The organism is Streptomyces sp. CA-251387 (assembly GCF_050936625.1).
In the GTDB taxonomy this organism is placed as follows: Bacteria; Actinomycetota; Actinomycetes; order Streptomycetales; family Streptomycetaceae; genus Streptomyces.
On the sequence record NZ_JBNJMJ010000001.1, the window covers coordinates 3,351,118 to 3,369,176 of the forward strand.

The 18,059-nt window shown below is 72.8% G+C and carries 8 protein-coding genes and 1 pseudogene; 2 read left to right on the top strand and 7 right to left on the bottom strand.

Annotation, left to right across the window (positions count from 1 at the left end; genetic code table 11):
• Window positions 1–316: 316 nt before the first annotated feature.
• Window positions 317–742: a DUF3291 domain-containing protein gene (locus tag ACQEV2_RS14960; RefSeq protein ID WP_433040368.1), complete on the bottom strand. Its 426-nt coding sequence runs from the start codon at window positions 740–742 to the stop codon at window positions 317–319.
• 86 nt (window positions 743–828) lie between these two features.
• Between ACQEV2_RS14960 and ACQEV2_RS14965 the strand changes: the two genes are divergently transcribed.
• Both ACQEV2_RS14965 and ACQEV2_RS14970 read left to right on the top strand, forming a co-directional pair.
• Window positions 829–1,530, top strand: coding sequence for a MerR family transcriptional regulator (locus tag ACQEV2_RS14965; protein WP_433040371.1), 702 nt, complete (start codon window positions 829–831; stop codon window positions 1,528–1,530).
• A 176-nt stretch (window positions 1,531–1,706) separates the two neighbouring features.
• Window positions 1,707–2,602: pseudogene (locus tag ACQEV2_RS14970) on the top strand (AfsR/SARP family transcriptional regulator).
• A 68-nt stretch (window positions 2,603–2,670) separates the two neighbouring features.
• Here ACQEV2_RS14970 and ACQEV2_RS14975 read toward each other — a convergent pair.
• Genes ACQEV2_RS14975 through ACQEV2_RS15000 form a run of 6 tightly spaced genes read right to left on the bottom strand, consistent with a single transcriptional unit; the run spans window position 2,671 to window position 18,007 of the window.
• A complete protein-coding gene (locus ACQEV2_RS14975) occupies window positions 2,671–3,960 on the bottom strand; it encodes an NAD(P)/FAD-dependent oxidoreductase (RefSeq protein WP_433040374.1) in 1,290 nt (429 codons plus the stop codon).
• Window positions 3,961–3,971: 11 nt separating this feature from the next.
• Complete coding sequence (locus tag ACQEV2_RS14980) at window positions 3,972–4,703, bottom strand: 4'-phosphopantetheinyl transferase superfamily protein (RefSeq protein ID WP_433040377.1); 732 nt, start codon at window positions 4,701–4,703, stop codon at window positions 3,972–3,974.
• Window positions 4,704–4,720: 17 nt separating this feature from the next.
• Complete coding sequence (locus ACQEV2_RS14985; protein ID WP_433040380.1) at window positions 4,721–6,514, bottom strand: acyl-CoA dehydrogenase family protein; 1,794 nt, start codon at window positions 6,512–6,514, stop codon at window positions 4,721–4,723.
• Window position 6,515: 1 nt separating this feature from the next.
• Window positions 6,516–8,213, bottom strand: coding sequence for an acyl-CoA dehydrogenase family protein (locus tag ACQEV2_RS14990; protein ID WP_433040383.1), 1,698 nt, complete (start codon window positions 8,211–8,213; stop codon window positions 6,516–6,518).
• Entirely contained in the window at window positions 8,210–9,835 is a 1,626-nt protein-coding gene (locus ACQEV2_RS14995; RefSeq protein ID WP_433040386.1) for a PfaD family polyunsaturated fatty acid/polyketide biosynthesis protein, read from the bottom strand. The genes ACQEV2_RS14990 and ACQEV2_RS14995 overlap by 4 nt, the downstream gene beginning before the upstream one ends.
• A gap of 45 nt (window positions 9,836–9,880) precedes the next feature.
• Window positions 9,881–18,007, bottom strand: coding sequence for a beta-ketoacyl synthase N-terminal-like domain-containing protein (locus ACQEV2_RS15000; RefSeq protein ID WP_433040389.1), 8,127 nt, complete (start codon window positions 18,005–18,007; stop codon window positions 9,881–9,883).
• Between the last annotated feature and the right edge of the window lie 52 nt (window positions 18,008–18,059).

The window sequence follows — 18,059 nt, forward strand, 5'->3', positions numbered from 1 at the left end:
CTGACATGGCACTACATGGCACGACGACGCTCCACGGCGCTCCCGGCCGGCGCGGCCGGGCCATCCAGACGGGCCCGGCCCATGGGGGTGCCCGAGTGCCCGCCGGGTCGGGGCGGCACCCCGGGCGGCACGGGGCGCACCGCCGGCACCGTGGGAGCCGCGGGAGCCCGAGTCACCGGAACCGTGGGAGTTGCGGGAGCCCCGTCACCGGCCCACGGGAGTCGTGGGAGCCAGAGTCACCGGCGACTCCGACGGCAGTTGCCCCCTGGGAATCCGGTACCCGGTCCGAGGGCGGGGGCGGCCTCGGACCGGGCGTTCAGTGGGCGGCGCCGCGGCCGCTCGCCGCGTCGGTGCGGGCCTGCTCGTCGATGCGGCGCTTGGCGTCCTTCCAGTCGATCGGCAGCTGCTCGACGGGCACCTCCCAGAAGGTGAACGTGGAGCCGCGCATGGTGGAGCGCAGGCCGGTCATGACGCTCTTGTGGGGTTCTGTCCTGGCGTATGTGTAGAGCGCGTCCCGGTTCTCCCAGGCGGACAGCGTGAAGAAGACCCCCTTGAACAGCTGGGCCTCGAGGGACGCCCCGAGCGCTCCGGGGGCCTTGCGCACCTGGCCCCAGGCGGAGAGGGACTTCAGGAAGAAGCGGGGGACGTCCTTCAGCGACCGCACTTCGAGCCGGGAAGCCATGACGAAGGCGCTGGTGTCGGGCCGGGCCGGGTTCGGAGTGACCCAGGGAAGAGTGGGCACGGTAGTCTCGCTTCCACAGTTGGTGAGTGGCACTATCTATACTAGACAGTGACGCTACCCAATTGCCAGAGGGAGAGCGAGGAAGCGTGAGAATTTCGGAACTCAGTCGCCGCAGCGGGGTGCCCAACGCGACGATCAAGTACTACCTGCGCGAAGGCCTGCTGCCACCGGGCCGCGCCACGGCCGCGACCCAGGCGGAGTACGACGAGTCGCACCTCAAGCGGCTGCGACTCATCCGCGCCCTGGTCGGAGTGCGCGGGCTGTCCGTCGCGGCGGCCAAGCACGTCCTGGACACCATCTCCGAGAACCAGACCGACACACACCACGTCCTCGGTCTGGTCTTCGGTATCTGGCCGTCCGGCAACAGCGCCAAGGAGACGGCGGAGGCCGAGGACTCCGCCGACGAGGGCGGCCGTGAGGCGAGCGCCCTCATCGACGCGATGGGCTGGCCGGTCTCCCCGTACAACCCGGCCCGGCACGTCATCGACCAGACCCTTCAGACCCTGCGCTCGCTGGGCATGGACTACGACTGGCGGTCCCTCCTCCCCTACGCCGAACTCGCCGCGCAGACCGCCCGGTTCGACCTCGACCAGCTCCAGGCCCTGAAGGACCCGCTGGAGAAGGCGGAGCGGGCGGTGCTGCTGACCTTCCTGCTCGAGCCGGCCCTGATGGCGCTGCGCCGGCTCGCACAGGAGGCCGAGTCGGTGGTCCGCTACGGCGACGACTCGCCCGCCGCCGAGCCCGAGACCGATCAGACTGGTCCGGAGGGAGCCGGCGAGCATGAGTGAGGGGTACTCATGTCCCTCGGGGAGCCGCCCGTCCGCACGGTGCGGCGCGTCCCGCGACGGGGCGCGAAGGTGAGTACCCATGACTCAGGCCCGTCGCTTTCTCCGCGTGGTCTTCTCGTGTGCGGAATTCAGTACGGCGAATGCCGTGCGCCCACCGCACCCGGGGAGGCAAGGGGATGCAGTTCCGGATTCTGGGCCCGCCCGAGCTGTACGACGAGACCCGAGACCGGGGCGTTCCGCTGAACGCCCCGAAACAGCGGTTGCTGCTCGGCGTCCTGCTCGCACGGCCCAATTCCCCGGTCCCCCGCGAAAAACTGGTCCGGGAACTGTGGGGTGGCACACCGCCACGCAGAGCGGCTCACACCCTGAACGCCCATGTGTCGGCGTTACGGAAATCCCTGCTGCAACTGGAACCGGAACGCCGTGACACCCCACGCCTCGTCGCCCGCGAGGCGGGATACGCCCTGCAGGCCCGAGCGGACGAGACCGATGCCGGGCGCTTCATGAGAACCCTGACCCGGGCGCGCCGTACGACGGCACATGATCCCGAGGGCACCTACGCGTCGCTGCGCGAGGGCCTCGCGCTGTGGCGCGGCACCGTTCTGGGGGCGGCGTCCACGGCCCGGTCTGCGCCCGCCTGGCGGCCCGTCTGGACCGGGAGCGTCAGGACGCGCTGGAGATCTACTTCGACTGCGCGCTGCGCACCCGGCGCCACCACCGCGTCGTCCCCGAACTCCAGGACGCCACCACCGCCTACCCGATGCGCGAGCGCTTCCATGACCAGCTGATGCTGGCACTGTGCCGCTGCGGCCGCGGTCCCGAGGCGATCGGCGCCTACCGGCAGGCCCGGCGCCGGCTGGCCGCGGTGACCGGCCACACCCCGCTGCTGACGGCACGCCTCGAACAGATCGGCGCCTGCTCCCCCGTGCTCACCGATCCGGCCGCCGAGGCCCCCGCGACCGGGCCGCGCCGCCCGTCGGCCAGCGGCGTCGAGACCGCCGAGGAACCGTCGGCGCGTTCGGTCATGGGGTATCTGACCGAACTGCTCAGCGGTCAGGTGCTCACTTCCTGAGACACATCCCGATACGCGAAAGCGCGCCCTCCGCACAACCGGAGGGCGCGCTTTGCGTTCTCGAATACTCAGAGCTCGCTGATGAGCTGCCTCGCCGCGTCCATTCCGGAGGAATAACCGGCCTCGTGCGAGCCGATCTGGTCCACACCGTGCCGCTTGGCGTGGAAGTAGGCGCCGCACAGTTTCACGCGGGTTCCGACATTGACGTCGTAGATGTCCTTCTGCATGTCCCGGACGTGAATGTCGATCACCGGGTGCGTGTACGGGAAAGCGGCGATGACCGTTTCCGGATCGACGTCGCGCGGGTAGTCGAGCGTAACGAAATAGTCCTTCTCCGACGTGAATCCGTGGAGCTTGTTCATGTAATAGGCGACGTACGTGCGGTCCTCGCCGTCGACCTCGACCTTGCCGTAGTTCCAGGCCTCCCAGCGCTCGCGGTCGGTGGGCATCACCGAAGGGTCGGTGTGCAGGATCACCGACGAGGCGTTGTAGCGGACCTTGGAGAGGACCTCGCGCTGGCGCTCGGTGGGGTTGTCGAGCATGGCCAGGGCCTCGTCCGCGTGGGCGCCGATCACCACGTAGTCGTAGCGCTCGCTGCCCTGGGCGGTCGTGACGGTGACGCCGTCGGCCTCCTGGTGAATGGCGGTGACGGGCTCGCCGACGTGGATCTCGGGGCCGATGGCGGCGAGCGCCTTGCGGACGTAGGAGATGGAGCCGCCGCCGACCGTGCGCCAGTCCACCTGGCGGCCGCCGAGGCCGCCCTCGTCGTGGCCCATGAAGAAGGCGATGGCGGTGCTGGCCGGCATCTCCCAGATCAGCTCGGCCGGGATGGACCAGACGGCGGAGCAGAGCAGGATGACATAGGAGTTGCGGAAGGCCTGGCTGTAGCCGCCGCGGTCGAGGTACTCGCCGAGGGGGATGTCGGCCTTCTTGCGGACGAAGTCCTTCCGGCCCTCGGTGTGGAAGCGGCGGGCCTCGCGCCAGATGGTGAGGAACTCCTCGGAATAGCGGGCGGCCACCTCCTCCTCCGACAGGTCCAGCTCCTTGGTCCCGTACTCCAGGCCGGAGTCCAGGTCGAAGAAGTTGAAGGCGCCCTGGTGCTCGACCGCCTCGACGCCCAGCTCGTCGAAGAACTCGCACAGGTTGGTGTAGGCGGGCCGGTTGAAGACGACGAACGCCGTGTCGATGCCGAGGGTCCGGCCGTCGTCCTCGACCTCCACGGTGTTGGCGTGACCGCCGAGGCGGTCCTCCCGCTCGTAGATCGTGATGCGGGCGCGCTCGCGCAGGTGGTAGGCCGCGGAGAGGCCGGAGACACCGGCACCGACGATGGCGACACGAGGGGTGGTGGGTTGCGTCATGGTGATGTCCTTCATGCGGTGGAGAGGGCGGTGAGCGAGAGGTCTGACAGGTCGGTGCGGCGCAGGGCGCCCGGCCCGCCGTGCTCGGTGGCCACCGCGAGCACGTGCCGGGGGCCGGGGTGGATCAGGTCGAACCACCAGCGGGTGTCCGCGTCCGGCTGTCGCGGGTCCCGTACGGCGATGCGGTCCCCGGGACGCCGGACGAAGGTGAATCCGTCCAGGTCGCGGGTCAGCCCGGTCCCCAGCGCCTTCAGGTACGCCTCCTTCAGCACCCACAGCTCGCTCGCCAGGGCGGCGCGCACGCCGGGCGCGGCCGCGGCGAGTTCCGCGCGCTCGGCGCGGCCCAGCCGCCGGCCGAGGTGGGCGGTCAGCTCCGCGGGGGCGGGAGTGGGGCCGACGTCGACCCCGCAGCCGCGTCCCTGGGTGACGACGCAGGCGATGAGGCCGTCGGTGTGGGAGAGGTTGAACCGCACGTCCCCGTCGGCCGGTTCGGGTTCGGGCCGCCCGTGGACGCCGCGCGTGAAGCGCCAGCTGTCCAGGGGCCGGTCCGTGCGCGCCGAGAGGGCGTAGCGGCACAGCAGCCGCGCGCCGAGGTAGCGGCGCCGCGCGCCCGGCGTGAGCCGCCGGTCGAGCGCGGCGCGCTCCTCGCCGGTGAGCAGCCGGGTACCGCCCAGCGCGGCGGCGAAGCCGTCCACTGCCCCTTCGGGCAGCAGCCACAGGAACGCCGGGTCAGTACGGTCCACTTGGATCGTCTCCCGGCTCAGCGGCGGGCGGCGGACTCGTCGGTGGCCCGCTTGGCGAGCGGGAACTGCCAGTGCGAGAACAGGCGGTTGTCCCGGTGGAGATGGCGCAGCACCTCCATGACCTCGTCGATCACCGCCTGGGAGGTGACCAGTTCGTGCGGGTGCAGCTGTTTGCGGACCCGCTCCAGCTGGAGCAGCAGCAGGGAGGCGCTGGGCAGCGGCGCGTCCATGGCCTCGCGGGAGTGGACGTAGGTGAGCACGCAGGCCGCGGCGGCGTGCACCAGGCAGTACTCCTTGGCCAGTTCGAACAGTTCCGGCGACTGCGGGTAGTCCTTGCCGAGGGCCGACTTCAGGCCGACGGCGCGCTCCCGCATCGGGCCCGCCCTGCCGATCAGCTCCTCGGCGAGGTCCGCCGCGCACCGCAGCCGCTCGGCCTCGGTGCCCTGCGCCTCCTCGGCGAGGGCGCGCAGCCGGCGCAGTCCGTCGGGCGCGGCCAGGACGGCGTCGTCCAGACCGCGGCTGAACAGCTCCTGCTTCACGGGCTCGTACACCGGGAGCTCCCGGTCCATGCCGAAGAGCGTGGCGGCGCGCCCGGCGGCGGCCTCGCGCTGCCCCTCGTCGGCCTCGGCGGCCTTGTCGAGCAGCCCGGCGAGCTGGTGGCCGAGGTTGCGCAGGTTCACCACGGTGTTGCCGTCGGCGATGTCCGTGATCAGGATGTCGCGCACCATCTTCTGGTGCATGCCGTAGTGCGGGTGGTCGCGCAGGAAGGTGCGCGCGCCGAGGACGACGGTCAGCTGCGCCTGCGTCTTCTGCAGCAGGGTCGGCACCAGGTACTTGACCACCGACGACCAGACGCTGATCTGCTCCGGCGCCGCCTGCAGGGCGCGGGCGGCGCCGAGGACCATCGCGTCGGCGAGCATCAGGTCGGCGAACGCCTCCGTCAGCTGGCGCCGCGTGTAGGGCACATCGCTGATCGCGTCGCCGAGCAGGACCCGGCGCTCGGCGAAGTCGAGCGCGAGGCGGAGGCTGGTGTCGACGGCCGACAGGGCCAGGTGCAGCAGGACCACGCGCGCGGTCTGGCTGGTCTTGAGGGCGATCTCCAGGCCCTGGCCCTCGCGTCCGATCATCGCGGAGTCGGGGACGAACGCCCGGTCCATCCGCACCCCGCTGAGATCGAGGGCGCGCGTGCCGTACAGGTCCTCGAACGGCAGGTCCTCCACCGTGCCCGCCTCGGCCTGCCACTTGTCGAGGACGAAGAGGGAGTACGCCGCGGGGCCCGGCCGCTTGCCGGTGCGGGCGAAGACGACCGTCTTGTCGGCGACCGTGGCATTGCCGATCGGCCACTTCTCGCCGGTCAGCAGCCAGCCGCCGTCGGTCTTCTCGGCGAGCACCTCGTTGGCGACCAGGTCGCTGCCGTGGACGCGCTCGGACAGACCCCAGGACACCGAGCTGCCGCGCTTCATGTCGTCGATCAGGCCGCGCTTCTGCTCGTCCGTGCCGAGGATCCACGCGGGCATGAACCCAAGGCTGTTGAGGGCGAGGCCGACGGCGGTCGACGGGTCGCGGCGGGCGACGAGCCGCATCAGGCTGATCCCGGTCTCCACGTTGCCGGCGAGTCCGCCGGACTCGGCGGGCAGGCAGCGCAGGTGCAGGCCCCACCGGCGCAGCAGGGCGACGAACTGGTACGGGTACTCGCCGCGCACGTCGTGGTCGAGGATCTGGGCGAAGGGCATCCGGCTGTCCGCGTCGTGCGGATCGCCGAGGTACTCCTCCAGCCGCGCGGCCAGCTCCGTCACATCGGACTTGGACATCTCAGGACTCCTCTCGGGGGGTGGCCAGCCGTACGGGCGAAGCGGTGAACAGCCGGTTGCCGTCCCGCAGCGCGAGGGCGGCGTCCAGCGCGGGCATGAGCAGAGCCCCGTGGCGGCGCGGGTCCACTCCGTCGGCGCGGGCGAGCAGATAGGCCAGGGCGGCGCCGAGCCAGCCGGTGGAGCCGGGCTCCGTGCCGTACAGGGACCGGTCGCGGTTGGCGTGCCACAGGTGCAGACAGCAGGCGGCGGCGTGCAGCCAGGCGTACCGCTCGGCGGCGTCCACCAGCGCGCTCGGATCGGCCCCGCGCTGCTGCGCCGCCCGGGTCAGGTACCCGAGCCCGGCCACCGCGTCCGTCAACTGCCGTACCAGCGCGTCCACGTCGCCGGAGCCGTCGGCCACGGCGGCGGCCGCTTCCGGCAGCCCGGCGAGGATCGGGTCCGAGCCGCGCGCGAGCATGTCGAGCCGCGCCGGTTCGTACGGCGGCAGCTCGGCGTCCAGCGTGAAGACGGTCTCCACCGCCGCCGGATCCGGGTGTTTCACGCCCTCGGTGAGGAGGGGCATCTGGCCCGCGTAGGAGCGGAGGTTGGCGAGCGTGCTGGCGTCGATCACGCGGACCACCGCGGAGTCGCGCTGGAGCTTCTGGAACAGCCCGGCGCCGTGCGCGCCCTCCCGCAGCACCGAGCGGGTGGCGAGGACCGTGCCGCAGCGGCGGATCAGGTCGTCGGTGGCTTCGGCCACCACGTGCTTGGCGGACAGCGCCCACACACTGAACGCCTCCGGCACGACGTGCACCCCGCGCGCCGCGCTCAACGCGACCGCGTCCACGGCCAGCAGGGCCGCTGCGGCGACCGCCAACTCACGTCGCGGGTAGGGGGATTCGGCGAGCAGGGTGCGGCCGACCCGGCGGGCGGTGGCGAAGTCCAGGGCGATACGGACGGCGGTGTCGGCGATGCCCAGGCTGCCGGCCATGCTCATCAGCCGTACCGCCTGCTGGGCCTTGACGGCGGCCTCCAGTCCCTCGCCCTCCTTGCCGACCAGCGCGCCGGCCGGCACCGGGGTGTCATGGAAGCGCAAGGTGGCCAGGTCGGCGCCGCGCATGCCCGCGGTGCGCGGCGCGGGTACCCGTTCCAGACGGTCCGCGGGGATTCCCGCCGTTTCCAGCAGGACCGCCGAGAAGGCGCCGGGGCCCCGTTCACCGGTACGGGCGACGACGTAGACGGCGTCGCAGCGCAGGCCGAGGCCCACCATCCACTTCTCGCCGTTCAGCAGGCCGTCCGGGCTCAGCCGGACCTCGCCCGCGAGCAGATCGCTGCCGTGCTCGGCCTCGGTGAGCGCGAACGCCACGGCTCCGCCCGCTCGCAGGATCGCCGCCGCCCGCAGCTGCTGCTCGACACTGCCGTGCAGTTGGAGGCAGGTCGCGGCGATGATGCTGAACATCGTGCCGGGCATGATGGTGACGTCCCGGCGGGCGGCCGAGCGGACCAGGGTGAGGCTGCGGTCGAAGGACTCGAAGGTGCCGCCCCACTGCTTGGGCAGGTAGTTGAGGTGGAAGCCGGCTCGCACCAGCTCCGCGCAGAGCGCCTCGGGGAACACGTCCCGCTCGTCGCGGGCGACAGCGGCCGCGAAGCCGTACGGGTTGGCGTCGTCGGCGGGGTCGCCGAGCCGCTCCTCCAGTTCCTCGGGGGTCAGTGCGCTCATCGCAGCCCCACAGAGGATCCGTGGGCCGGGCTCTCCAGCGGGACGGGCCGGTAGTCCGCGGCGGTCGGCGGGATGTGCACGCCCTCGGTGCGCAGCTGGGCGAGCCGGGTGTGGAAGGCCGCGCCGCGCATCAGATGGTGGGCCACGTCCGCGACCCGGCGGTTGCCCGGGCTCTTCAGGTAGCTGCCGGTCACCCAGTCGTTGAAGCTGCCCATCGCCGGACCGCACCAGACCTGGTAGTCCATGGCGCGGCTCTCGTCGCCGGTGACCGCCCAGCGCGAGGACATGCCCAGGTACCAGCGGAAGACCAGGGCCATCCGGCGCTTGGGGCTGCCGGCCGCGCGCTGAAGCTGCTCGGGGTCGCGGCGGGTGAAGTACGTGACGCACTCCTGCCAGACGTCCTCCAGGGAGCGGCGGAAGATCTGCTGCTCCAGCCGGGCGCGGTCGGCCGGCGGGATCGTCTCCAGGCCGTCGTACGTCTGGTACAGCTCGTACAGACGCTTGGCCCGCATCGGGAAGAGCGTGCCCTTCTTCAGGACCTGGAGCTCGACGCCCATCTCGAACATGTCGGCGGCCGGGGCCATCTCGCAGTCGGCGATGCCCGCTTCGGCGAGCATCGCCTTGGACTTGGCGGAGGCTCCGGACTCCAGGCAGGACTGGTTGACGGAGCCGGTGACCACGTACGCGGCGCCCATCGCGAACGCCGCCGCCACCGCGACCGGCGTGCCGAGGCCGCCGCCCGCGCCGACGCGGACCGCCGCGGCGTAGCGGAACTCGCGCTGCACGGTGTCGCGGAGCCGCAGGATGGCCGGCAGCAGCGCGGGCAGCGGGCGCCGGTCGGTGTGGCCTCCGGAGTCCGCCTCCACGGTGATGTCGTCGGCCAGCGGGACGTGGTGGGCGAGCGCGGCCTGCTCGGAGGTGATCAGGCCCTGCTCGAGGAGCGCGCTGACCAGGGTGGCCGGGGCGGGGCGCATGAAGCGTTCGGCGGTCTCCGGCCGGGAGATCTTGGCGATCAGCCGGTTGTCGGCGACCACCCGGCCGTCCGCCTCCCGGCGCAGCCCGGCCAGCCGGTAGCGCACCACGTGCGGCGTGAGGTCCATGTACGCGGAGGCCTCCACGCAGCGCACCCCGTGCCGCAGGAACAGTTCGACGGCCTCCCGCTCCAGCCGGTCCTCGCTCGGGCTGTGGATCAGGTTGACGGCGTAGGGCAGTCCGGGGATCTCGGCGGCGAACCGGGCGATGGCCCGCTCGATGGTCTCGGGCAGCAGCCCGGCGGCGCCGAACGACGCCAGGAAGCCCTCCCTGGCCAGGGCGATCACCATGTCGGCGGAGGCGATTCCGCCGGCCATGGCCCCGGCCATGTACGCCTGCCGCACGCCGTGCGCGGTGCGGAAGCCGGCCGAGCCGAGGCGCTCCGGCGGCAGCGGCCGGGCGGCGGCGAGCAGCGGCAGACCGTCGCCCTCGGCGAGGGCGAAGCCGCCGGAGACCGCACCGATGCCCTCGGGTGTGACGGTGATGAAACAGGGCTGCTCCAGGTCGGCCAGCGTGTGGTAGATCCCGGCGGGATCCGTGCTGGGGTACCGCTCCCCGTACCAGCGGAGAGGGGTGTCGCGAATGTCCATGGGGAAACGAAGCTCCTTGGCTGAGCGGCGGGTGCGGGTGGGCCGTCACGCCTGGGCGGAACGGACCTCGATGGCCACGTCGGTCAGTTCGTAGATGCGCAGGCCCGGCTTCCACAGGTCGGCGTCCGCGACGACCAGCAGGCGGTCCTCCTCACGGCGGACTTCCTTGATGTGCACGTCGAAGAAGAGCTCCTTGTCGTGGCGCAGGATCTGACCGCGGTACTTCCAGGCCATCTCGACGTCGGTGGCCATCGCGAAGCGGGGCCGCTCCATGCCGTCGGCGAGGTTCTGCTCCAGGACGAACAGGCGCATGGCCTGCAGGACGGCCTCGACGCCGAGCGAGCCGGGCATGACGGGGTCGCGGTGGAAGTGGCAGTCGAAGTACCACTCGTCCGGGCGGACCGCGCGCCGGCCGTGCAGGTAGCCGTGGCCGTGCCGGCCGCCGTCGGTGACCAGGTCGACGTGGTCCACGAGGGCGAACTTGTCGCCGGGCAGGTGGAGGTGACCGCCGCTCTCGTCGGTGAACGCCGGGGCGCCCTCGGGCAGTTCGATCCGGCGGACCCGCGCGGGGTCCGGCCGCTCGGCCTCGATCCAGGGAGCGACGTACTGGCCGTTGTCGAGGCCGACCTGGTTGGCGAGGGCCGCCGCGTTGAAGTAGCCGAACAGGGACTCGCCGGTGTAGAAGACCTCGCCGTCGGCGGAGAGCTCGTAGCTGAAGTTCTGCAGGACCGCGCCCTGGACGGCGCTCGTCATCAGCAGCTTGGAGTGGTGCCGGATGGTCTTGCCGCGCAGGTCGATGTCCTTCACCAGGGTGGCGCGGCCGTCGAGGTTGCGGATCGAGTACTGCTCCTCGGGGTTCTTCAGGGTGGCGCCGAGGTAGTAGCCCAGGAAGATCGCCGCCTGGAGGGAGGTCTCCATGTAGACGGCGTTCGGCATGTGCGGGAAGGAGTTCTGCTCGTAGTACCAGGCGTCGGCCGGGGAGTCGTACTCGGTGACCATCTCCGAGCCGGGCGACAGGTCGCCCCGGGTCCCCTTGAGGGACATGACACGGTCGACGAACTGGAAGTCGCCGTTGGGGATGTAGGGGGCCCGGCTGTCGCGGTAGACCTCGAACTCCGGGCCCATCGCCATGTCGAGCAGGCCCTTGGCGGCGTGCGCCAGATGCAGCTCGTTGATCATCGCGGGCTCGCCGGCCCGGTTGCGGCGGCCGAGGAACTCCGGGAAGCCGCCGATCTCCGGACGGTAGGGCGAGCCCTCCTTCTCCCGGACCTGGAGGCCGAGGTTCTTCATGCGGATGACCGGCTTGTCGCCCAGGTAGATGAGGACGTCGGCGATGACCGTGGCGCGCGGCAGGAGCGTGAGCTCCATGACCTCGACCTCGTAGCGGATCTCCTCGTGGGCCTGGGTGATCTGGCCGCGGACCTGGACCTCGATGGGGGTGTCCGTGACGCACTGGAAGCGCGCGTCGGGGAGGGTCAGGTGCATGCCCTGGTGCAGCAGGTAGATCTGCAGCAGCTGGACGGCGCCCTCGGCGACCAGCGAGCCGGCCAGCACGTGGTCGTCCGGGAAGTGGCAGGTGAAGTACCAGGCGTCGGGCTGGAGTTTCTTGATCGCGCTGAGCGTGCCGAGACCGCGCGGGCCGCCCTTGCGGTCGATGACGACCTCGTCCACCATCCGCAGCTTCTCGTCCGGGAGGCGCAGCGCCGGGTTGACGCCCGGGTCCTGCGCATGGTCCGGGCCGAAGACCTCGCCGGGTCGGCCCTGTGCGAGCAGGTCGAGGTCCTCGCGGGTGAGGTGGTTCTTCTCGGTGTACGCCAGCGGCTTGAACCAGCCCCTGGGGAGTGCGGCGCGGGCGGCCTTCTCCTTCTCGGTCATCACGATGCCGAGCGGGGTGTCGAGCTCCGCCTGGCTGAAGAACCCGGCGCAGGCGTCGTGCAGTTCGAGGATCAGCTCGCCGTCGGCGTAGCACTTGTAGCTGAAGAAGAACAGGGTGGTGTCGCCCTGGTGCACGAAGCGGTCGATGGAGATGTCGTAGCGCAGGGTCTGGCCGACGCGGGGCAGGTTGCCGCGGAAGATCAGGGTGCTGTCGAGCAGGCGGTAGACCCGCTCGCCCTTGTTGCGGAAGTCGATGCCGAGGTAGCTGACCAGCAGCAGGTCGCACTGGCCGGCCTCCACGGTCACGGCCGGCGGGACGCCCCCGTCCACGGCGTACCAGGCGTCCTCGGGAACGTCGTACTCCGTGGTGATGGTCGCGGGCTTGAACTCCCCCGTCTTCCCTTCGATCGCGGTCACCCGGGTCACGAAGTGGTACGGCGGGGCGGGCAGCCGGACCCGCTTGGCGTACCCGTCGATCACGCCGAACTCCGGGCCGAAGACCTTGGCGACGGAGCCGACGGCGAACTCCAGGAGGTCGGCCTCGTCCCAGATGACGCCTTCCTTGACGTCCTTGGCCTGCTCACTCTCGGCGGTGGACGCTGCGGTCGCCTGCGGGGCCGGGACGGGGGTGGGCGGCGCCGGGTCGGCCGCGGGGGCCGGTGGCGCGGCGGGGAGAGCGGCGCGGGGGGCGGGGGCCGGCGGGGCGATGCGCTCCGCATGGCCGGTCGTGCGGGCGGCCGGCTGCTGGGCGGTGCCGTCCAGCAGGGCCTCCACGCGGCTGAGCGTGGCCGCTTGGAGGATGTGCTGGGTCTCCATCACCACCGAGTGGGTGGCGACCATCTGCCGGCGCATCTCCCGTACGAGGTCGGCGGCGACGGTGGCCGAGACCTCGCCGTCCGCGTGGGCGGTCGGACCGGCCGGGGCGGGGGGCGTCGGCGCCTGGGCCGCCGCTGCCACGGGAGCGGGCGGCATCGCGGCGGCGGGCGTGGCCTGCGTGGCGGCCGGTGCGGGCTGTGCGGGCTGTGCGGGCTGTGCCCAGGGCAGGTACGGGACCGGGGTGCCGTCGAAGGCGATGACCTCGGGGTCGGCGAGGGTCGGGTCTGCGGGCATGAGAGCTGAGTCCTCCGGCGGAACAGACGGGACGGGGTCGGGGGTCGGCGTGGCGGCGACGGGGGCGCTGTCCGGCACCGCGGTACCGCTCGGCCCGGCCGGGGAGCCGGCGTCGGCGGACGGGGCGGTGGCGTCACCTGACGCGGACGGGGTTGCGGCAGGCCCGGAGCCCACGGTGGGCGTTCCCGGGCCCTGGCTTCCGCCCGGCACTGCTCCGGAACCGGCCGAGGCAGCACGCGCACCCGGCACACCGCCTCCGGCGCCTCGGCTCGCGAGGGGGGTGGGCTGGGCCGAGGCGGCCGGAGCGGACCCCGAGGCGGGCAGGGCCGTTGCACCGGCCGCGGCGGCCGGACCCACTGCCGAGGCAGCCGGGCCCACGCCTGAGGCGGCCGGACCCGCGCCCGACGTCGCCCCCGCCACGGCGGCCGAAGCGGCCGAACCCACCGAACCCGACGCGGGCAAGGCCGTTGCGCTGGCTGCGGTGGCCCGGCCCGCGGCCGGCATCGTCCCCGCCGCAGTGGCCGTTCCCGTGGCCCGGCCCGCTGACGGAGCCGAGGCCGTGGCCGTCGGTGTCAGGGCACCGGCGTTCGCGGCTTCGGGCACTGGCGCCGCGGGTCGCGCGGTCACCGTCCCGGCGGCGGGAGTCGTCGGCGTCCCGGTGGGCGAGGTACCGGCCGTGCCTGCGGTGGGCGTGGCCGGATGGCCAGGCGCGGTCGGTGTGGCCGGATGGCCAGGCGCGGTCGGTGTGGCCGGATGGGTCGGCGCGGTCGGTGTTGTGGCCGTTCCCGTCAGTTCGCGGGCGATTCGGGACGGGGCCGGGTCCGCGCCGCCCACGCGGAAGCGGGTGGGGCGGGTGGGGCGGGGCGGGACGCGTTCGGCGGGCGGGGCCAGGAGCGGGGTCAGGTCGGGGTCGAGGCCGTGGGCCGTCAGGCGGGCGACGAGGCCGGCGATGGACTTCGTGGCGGTGACGCCCCGGCGGTCGACCGGGGCCGCGACGTGCGGCGTGTCGCCGAGGGTCTCGCGGATCCAGCGGGAGCAGGTGGCGCTCGGGCCGACCTCCAGGAAGTAGCGGAACCCCCGCTCGTAGGCGCCGCGTACCAGCCGCGGGAAGTCGATCGGGGAGCGCAGGGTGTGCGCGATGCGGCGGGCGATCTCCTTGCGGTCCAGGGCGGGCAGCACCTGGTAGTCGTAGGCGCTGAGGAGTTCGAGGTCGCCGAAGGAGCCCGTCGGGTAGTCGTTCAGGCCCGCGAGGCCGTCCAGCTCGGCGTCCACCACCGGGCAGTGCATGACCGCGTTGACGGGCGAACGCGCGGCGGGGCAGCCGAGTTCCTTGATCAGGGCGCGGCACTGGGCCGGATCTCCGGCGATGACCAGCTCGGCGGGGGTGTTGACGTGCGTGAGGTGGACCCGGTCGTAGCGGGGAAGTACGGCCCGTACCGACTCCGCGTCCGTGAGCAGCACATGGCTCGCCCACACGTCGGCGTCCGGCGTCCCGTCCGGCAGGTTCCATGCCTCGCGGACCGTGCGGCGCGGGCCGCACAGGCGGTCCTTGAAGATCTGCGTGGTGCTGATGAGCGCGTCGTCCCGGCCCTCCGGCAGCCAGCCGCCCGTGGCGAAGAGCATGCTCGACTCGCCCAGGCTGTAGCCGAATCCGCCGTGCGCGCCGATGCCGAGGACGTCGCGGACCAGGTCCGTGTAGAGGATCGCGAAGCTGGTGCCGGTGGCGAGCATGAACGGGATGTCCTCCCCGAGGGAGGCCTCCCAGGCCATCAACTCCCGTCGCCCGAGCGCTTCTTGCGTACGCGGGTACAGCTCGGCGGCCCGCAGGTGCCGCTCCGGCGCGTCGGCCTGGCCCTCGAACCGTTCCAGCAGCCCCGGGAAGGCACGGAACAGGTCCTGGCCCAGTCCGGGATACGAGTTGAACGCGCCCGGGTAGACCAGCGCGACCTTGCCCCCGGGGCCGATCGGGCGCGCCGTGAAGCAGCTGCCGGCGGGTGTGGTCCACTCGCCGCCGGATGCCTGCACACCGGGCAGGTCCCGGGCGGCGAGGTCGAGTTGCCTCCGCAGCTCGGCGCGGTCGCGTCCGACGAACACGGCGCGGACCGAACGGCCGCGCAGCTGCCCGGCGGCGTCGCGGGCCAGGGCGTACGGATCGGCGTCCCCGGCGAGCAGCTCCCGGTGCCGTTCGATCCCGGCGAGCAGCCCGTCGAACGAGTCCGCGGACAGCGGGAGTACGAGGGGGCCGTCCGCCCGCTGCCAGTCGCTGGGCACGGCCGTGCCACGGGTCGCCTCGGCGGAGAGCACGAGGTGTCCGTGCGCACCCGAGCCGCCGATGAAGCCGACGGCCGCGTACCGGCGGGACCCCGCCGCCCTGCGCAGCCAAGGGCGGGACGCATCGGGTACGTACAGCGTCGAGGCCGCGAAATCGTCGGCGAGTTCGGCGGCCGGACGGCTCCAGCCGCCGGTGCCGGGCAGATAGCCGTGGTGCAGGCAGAGCACGGTCCTGATCAGCCCGGCCATGGTCGCGGCGCAGCCGGCGTCGCCGATCTGCGCCTTGGCGCTGCCCAGCGCGACCCGTCCGGTACGGCCCGCGGGTCCCGCCGGACCTGCCGGACCTTCCAGACCCACCGGACCTGCCGGATCTGCCGGACCTGCCGGCCCCGCCGAGCCCCCCGGGCCACCCCCCGCCGGGAACACCTTCGCAAGACCCGCGATCTCCGCCCGGTCCTGGGCCGGTGTGCCGCCCGCGTGGGCCTCCACGTAGCCGATGTCCCCGGCCGTGACCCCGGCCGCGGTGAGCGCGGCCTCGGCCGCGGCCGCGTACGTGTCGGCGTCGGCCTCGGGCACCCGGCCGTTCACGGGCGCAGCGTGGCGGATCGCGACCGAGTCCAGCCGTGCGTACACCGGCGCGGCGGACTCGCCGGGCCGGGTGACGACGACCGCTCCGGCGCCCTCGCCGATCCGGCGGCCCCGGCCGCCCTCCGCGAAGGTGAGCCCGGCCTCGGCGACCACGTCGGGCCGCAGCAGCAGGTTCTCGGCGGAGCCGGCCAGGTCGACGGCGCCGACCAGGACCGCCTCGATGCCCGGGTCGAGCAGCAGCAGCCGCGCGATCTGAAGTGCCTCGGCGGTGCCGGAACCGTCGGAGGAGACCGTGAAGGAGGGGCCGGTCAGGTTCCACAGGGACGAGATACGGCTGGCCATCACGTTGCCGATGTAGCTGAGCACCTCGTTGGCGACGATGGGATCGACCACCGCGTCGCGGCCGACGGCCGTCAGCCGGGCCAGCTCCGCCTCGTCGACCTGGACTCCGGCGCGGGCGAACTCCTGGCGCACGAAGGCCCCGAGGCCGTACCGGGTGATGCGCAGGTGGGTGGTGGGCTCCGTCTCCATGCCGACGACGACGGCGATACGGCGGGGCTGCGGGGCGGTCTCCCCCTTGGCCACGGCCCGGCTGTACCCGGCGTCGTGCAGCGCCTCGTCGGCGACCTTGATGGCCAGCGCGTGCTGGAGGTTGTAGGTGCGCAGGTCGGCGGGCGGGATCTTCAGGTCGATGGGGTCGATGCCGAGCCCGTCGACGAACGCGCCCTGCGGCAGCGCCTCGGGCGAGACGCCGGCGCCGTGCTCGAGGGAACCGCCGCGCGTCTGGTCGAGGCCCCGCCAGCGCCGCTCAGGCAGCGGAGCCAGGGCGTCCCGGCCGGCGTGCACGGCACGCTCGTACGCGTCGAGGGAGTCGAAGGAACCGAAGTGCGCGCCGAGCCCGACGATGTCGAGCGCGGGCACGGACCTCTCGGGGGCCGGGGCACCGGCCGTCGCGGGGTCCGGCTCGGACGTGGGGTCCGGCTCGGACAGCACGACGTGCGCGTTGGTCCCGCCGAAGCCGAACGCGGAGACCGCGGCCCGGCGCGGCCCGTCGCCCTTGGGCCAGGCGCGGCCGGTGCGGACGAGGGCCTCCTCGCCGACCCGCCCGTCCTTGGAGCTGATGGGGCGTTCGACGCCGGTCGTCGGGGGGATGTGGCCGTGGCCCATGGCCAGGACGACCTTGAGCATGCTGCTGAGGCCGGCCACGGTGAGCAGATGGCCGACGTTGCCCTTCACGGAGCCGATCAGCGGAACGCCGCCTGCCGCGCCGAAGAAGTCGGCCACGGACTGGGCTTCGGTGGCGTCGCCGATGGGCGTGCCGGTGGCGTGGCACTCGAGGTAGTCGATGGCCGAGGGCTCGATGCCGGCCTGCTCGTAGGCGAGCCGGTACGAGCCCAGCTGACCCGAGCCCTGGGGGACGAGGAGGTGACGGCCGCTGCCGTCGTTGGTGAGCCCGATGCCGTCGACGACGGCGTGGATGCGGTCGCCGTCGCGCAGGGCGTCCGCGAGCCGTTTGACGGCGACCATGCCGGCGCCCTGACCGGTGACGATGCCACCGGAGCGGGCGTCGAAGGGCTGGCTGAACCCGTCACGGGGATAGGCGCCCAGGTCGCCGAAGGACAGGTGGATGAGCGTGGGGTCGGGTGCGCACACACCACCGGCGAGGACGAGGTCGGCCTGTCCGGCGGCGAGGTGGTCGCAGGCCAGCTTCAGCGCGTACAGGGCGGACGAGCAGGCCGCGTCGAGGGCGTAGCGGGGGCCGCCGAGGCCGAGCGCCGTGGCCGCGACGCCGGCCGGGGAGCCGCTGACCCGCAGGTCCTCGGCGTTCAGCCGGTCGCGGTCGATGCGGTCGCCGGCGTGTGCGAGGGCGCCGAGCGGCGGATGCCCGGCCCGGCGCAGCCCCTCCAGGACGGCCTCCTGGACGAGCGGCACGCTGACCTTGGCCGAAGTGGGCGTCGGGAACGAGTAGTTGCCCAGGATCAGGCCGGTGCGGGCCAGGATCTCCGGGCGGTCGGCGTGTCCGCTGTCGCGCAGCGCCTCCCTGGTCACGTGCAGGGACCAGTGGAAGATCCGGTCGAGGCCGGCGAGGTACTCGGGGTCGAGCAGATAGCCGTGGGGATCGAAGTCGAAGTCGGTGATGAAGCCGCCCCGGCGGCAGTAGATCTCATGCTCCGGGTCCATGTCGCGGGGCTCGGGCGTCTGGCCGAAGACCTCCTCGCCCCCTTCCCGGCGGCTGTCCGCGCCGGAACGGAGGTTCTGCCAGAACTCGGCGGGCGTCTCCGCGCCTGGGAACAGGCAGGAGAGGCCGATGATGGCGTACTTGCTCATGAGAGCTCTCGGGTCCCTTCTGACGGGCGGCCGGCCCGGACGGCGGCATGGT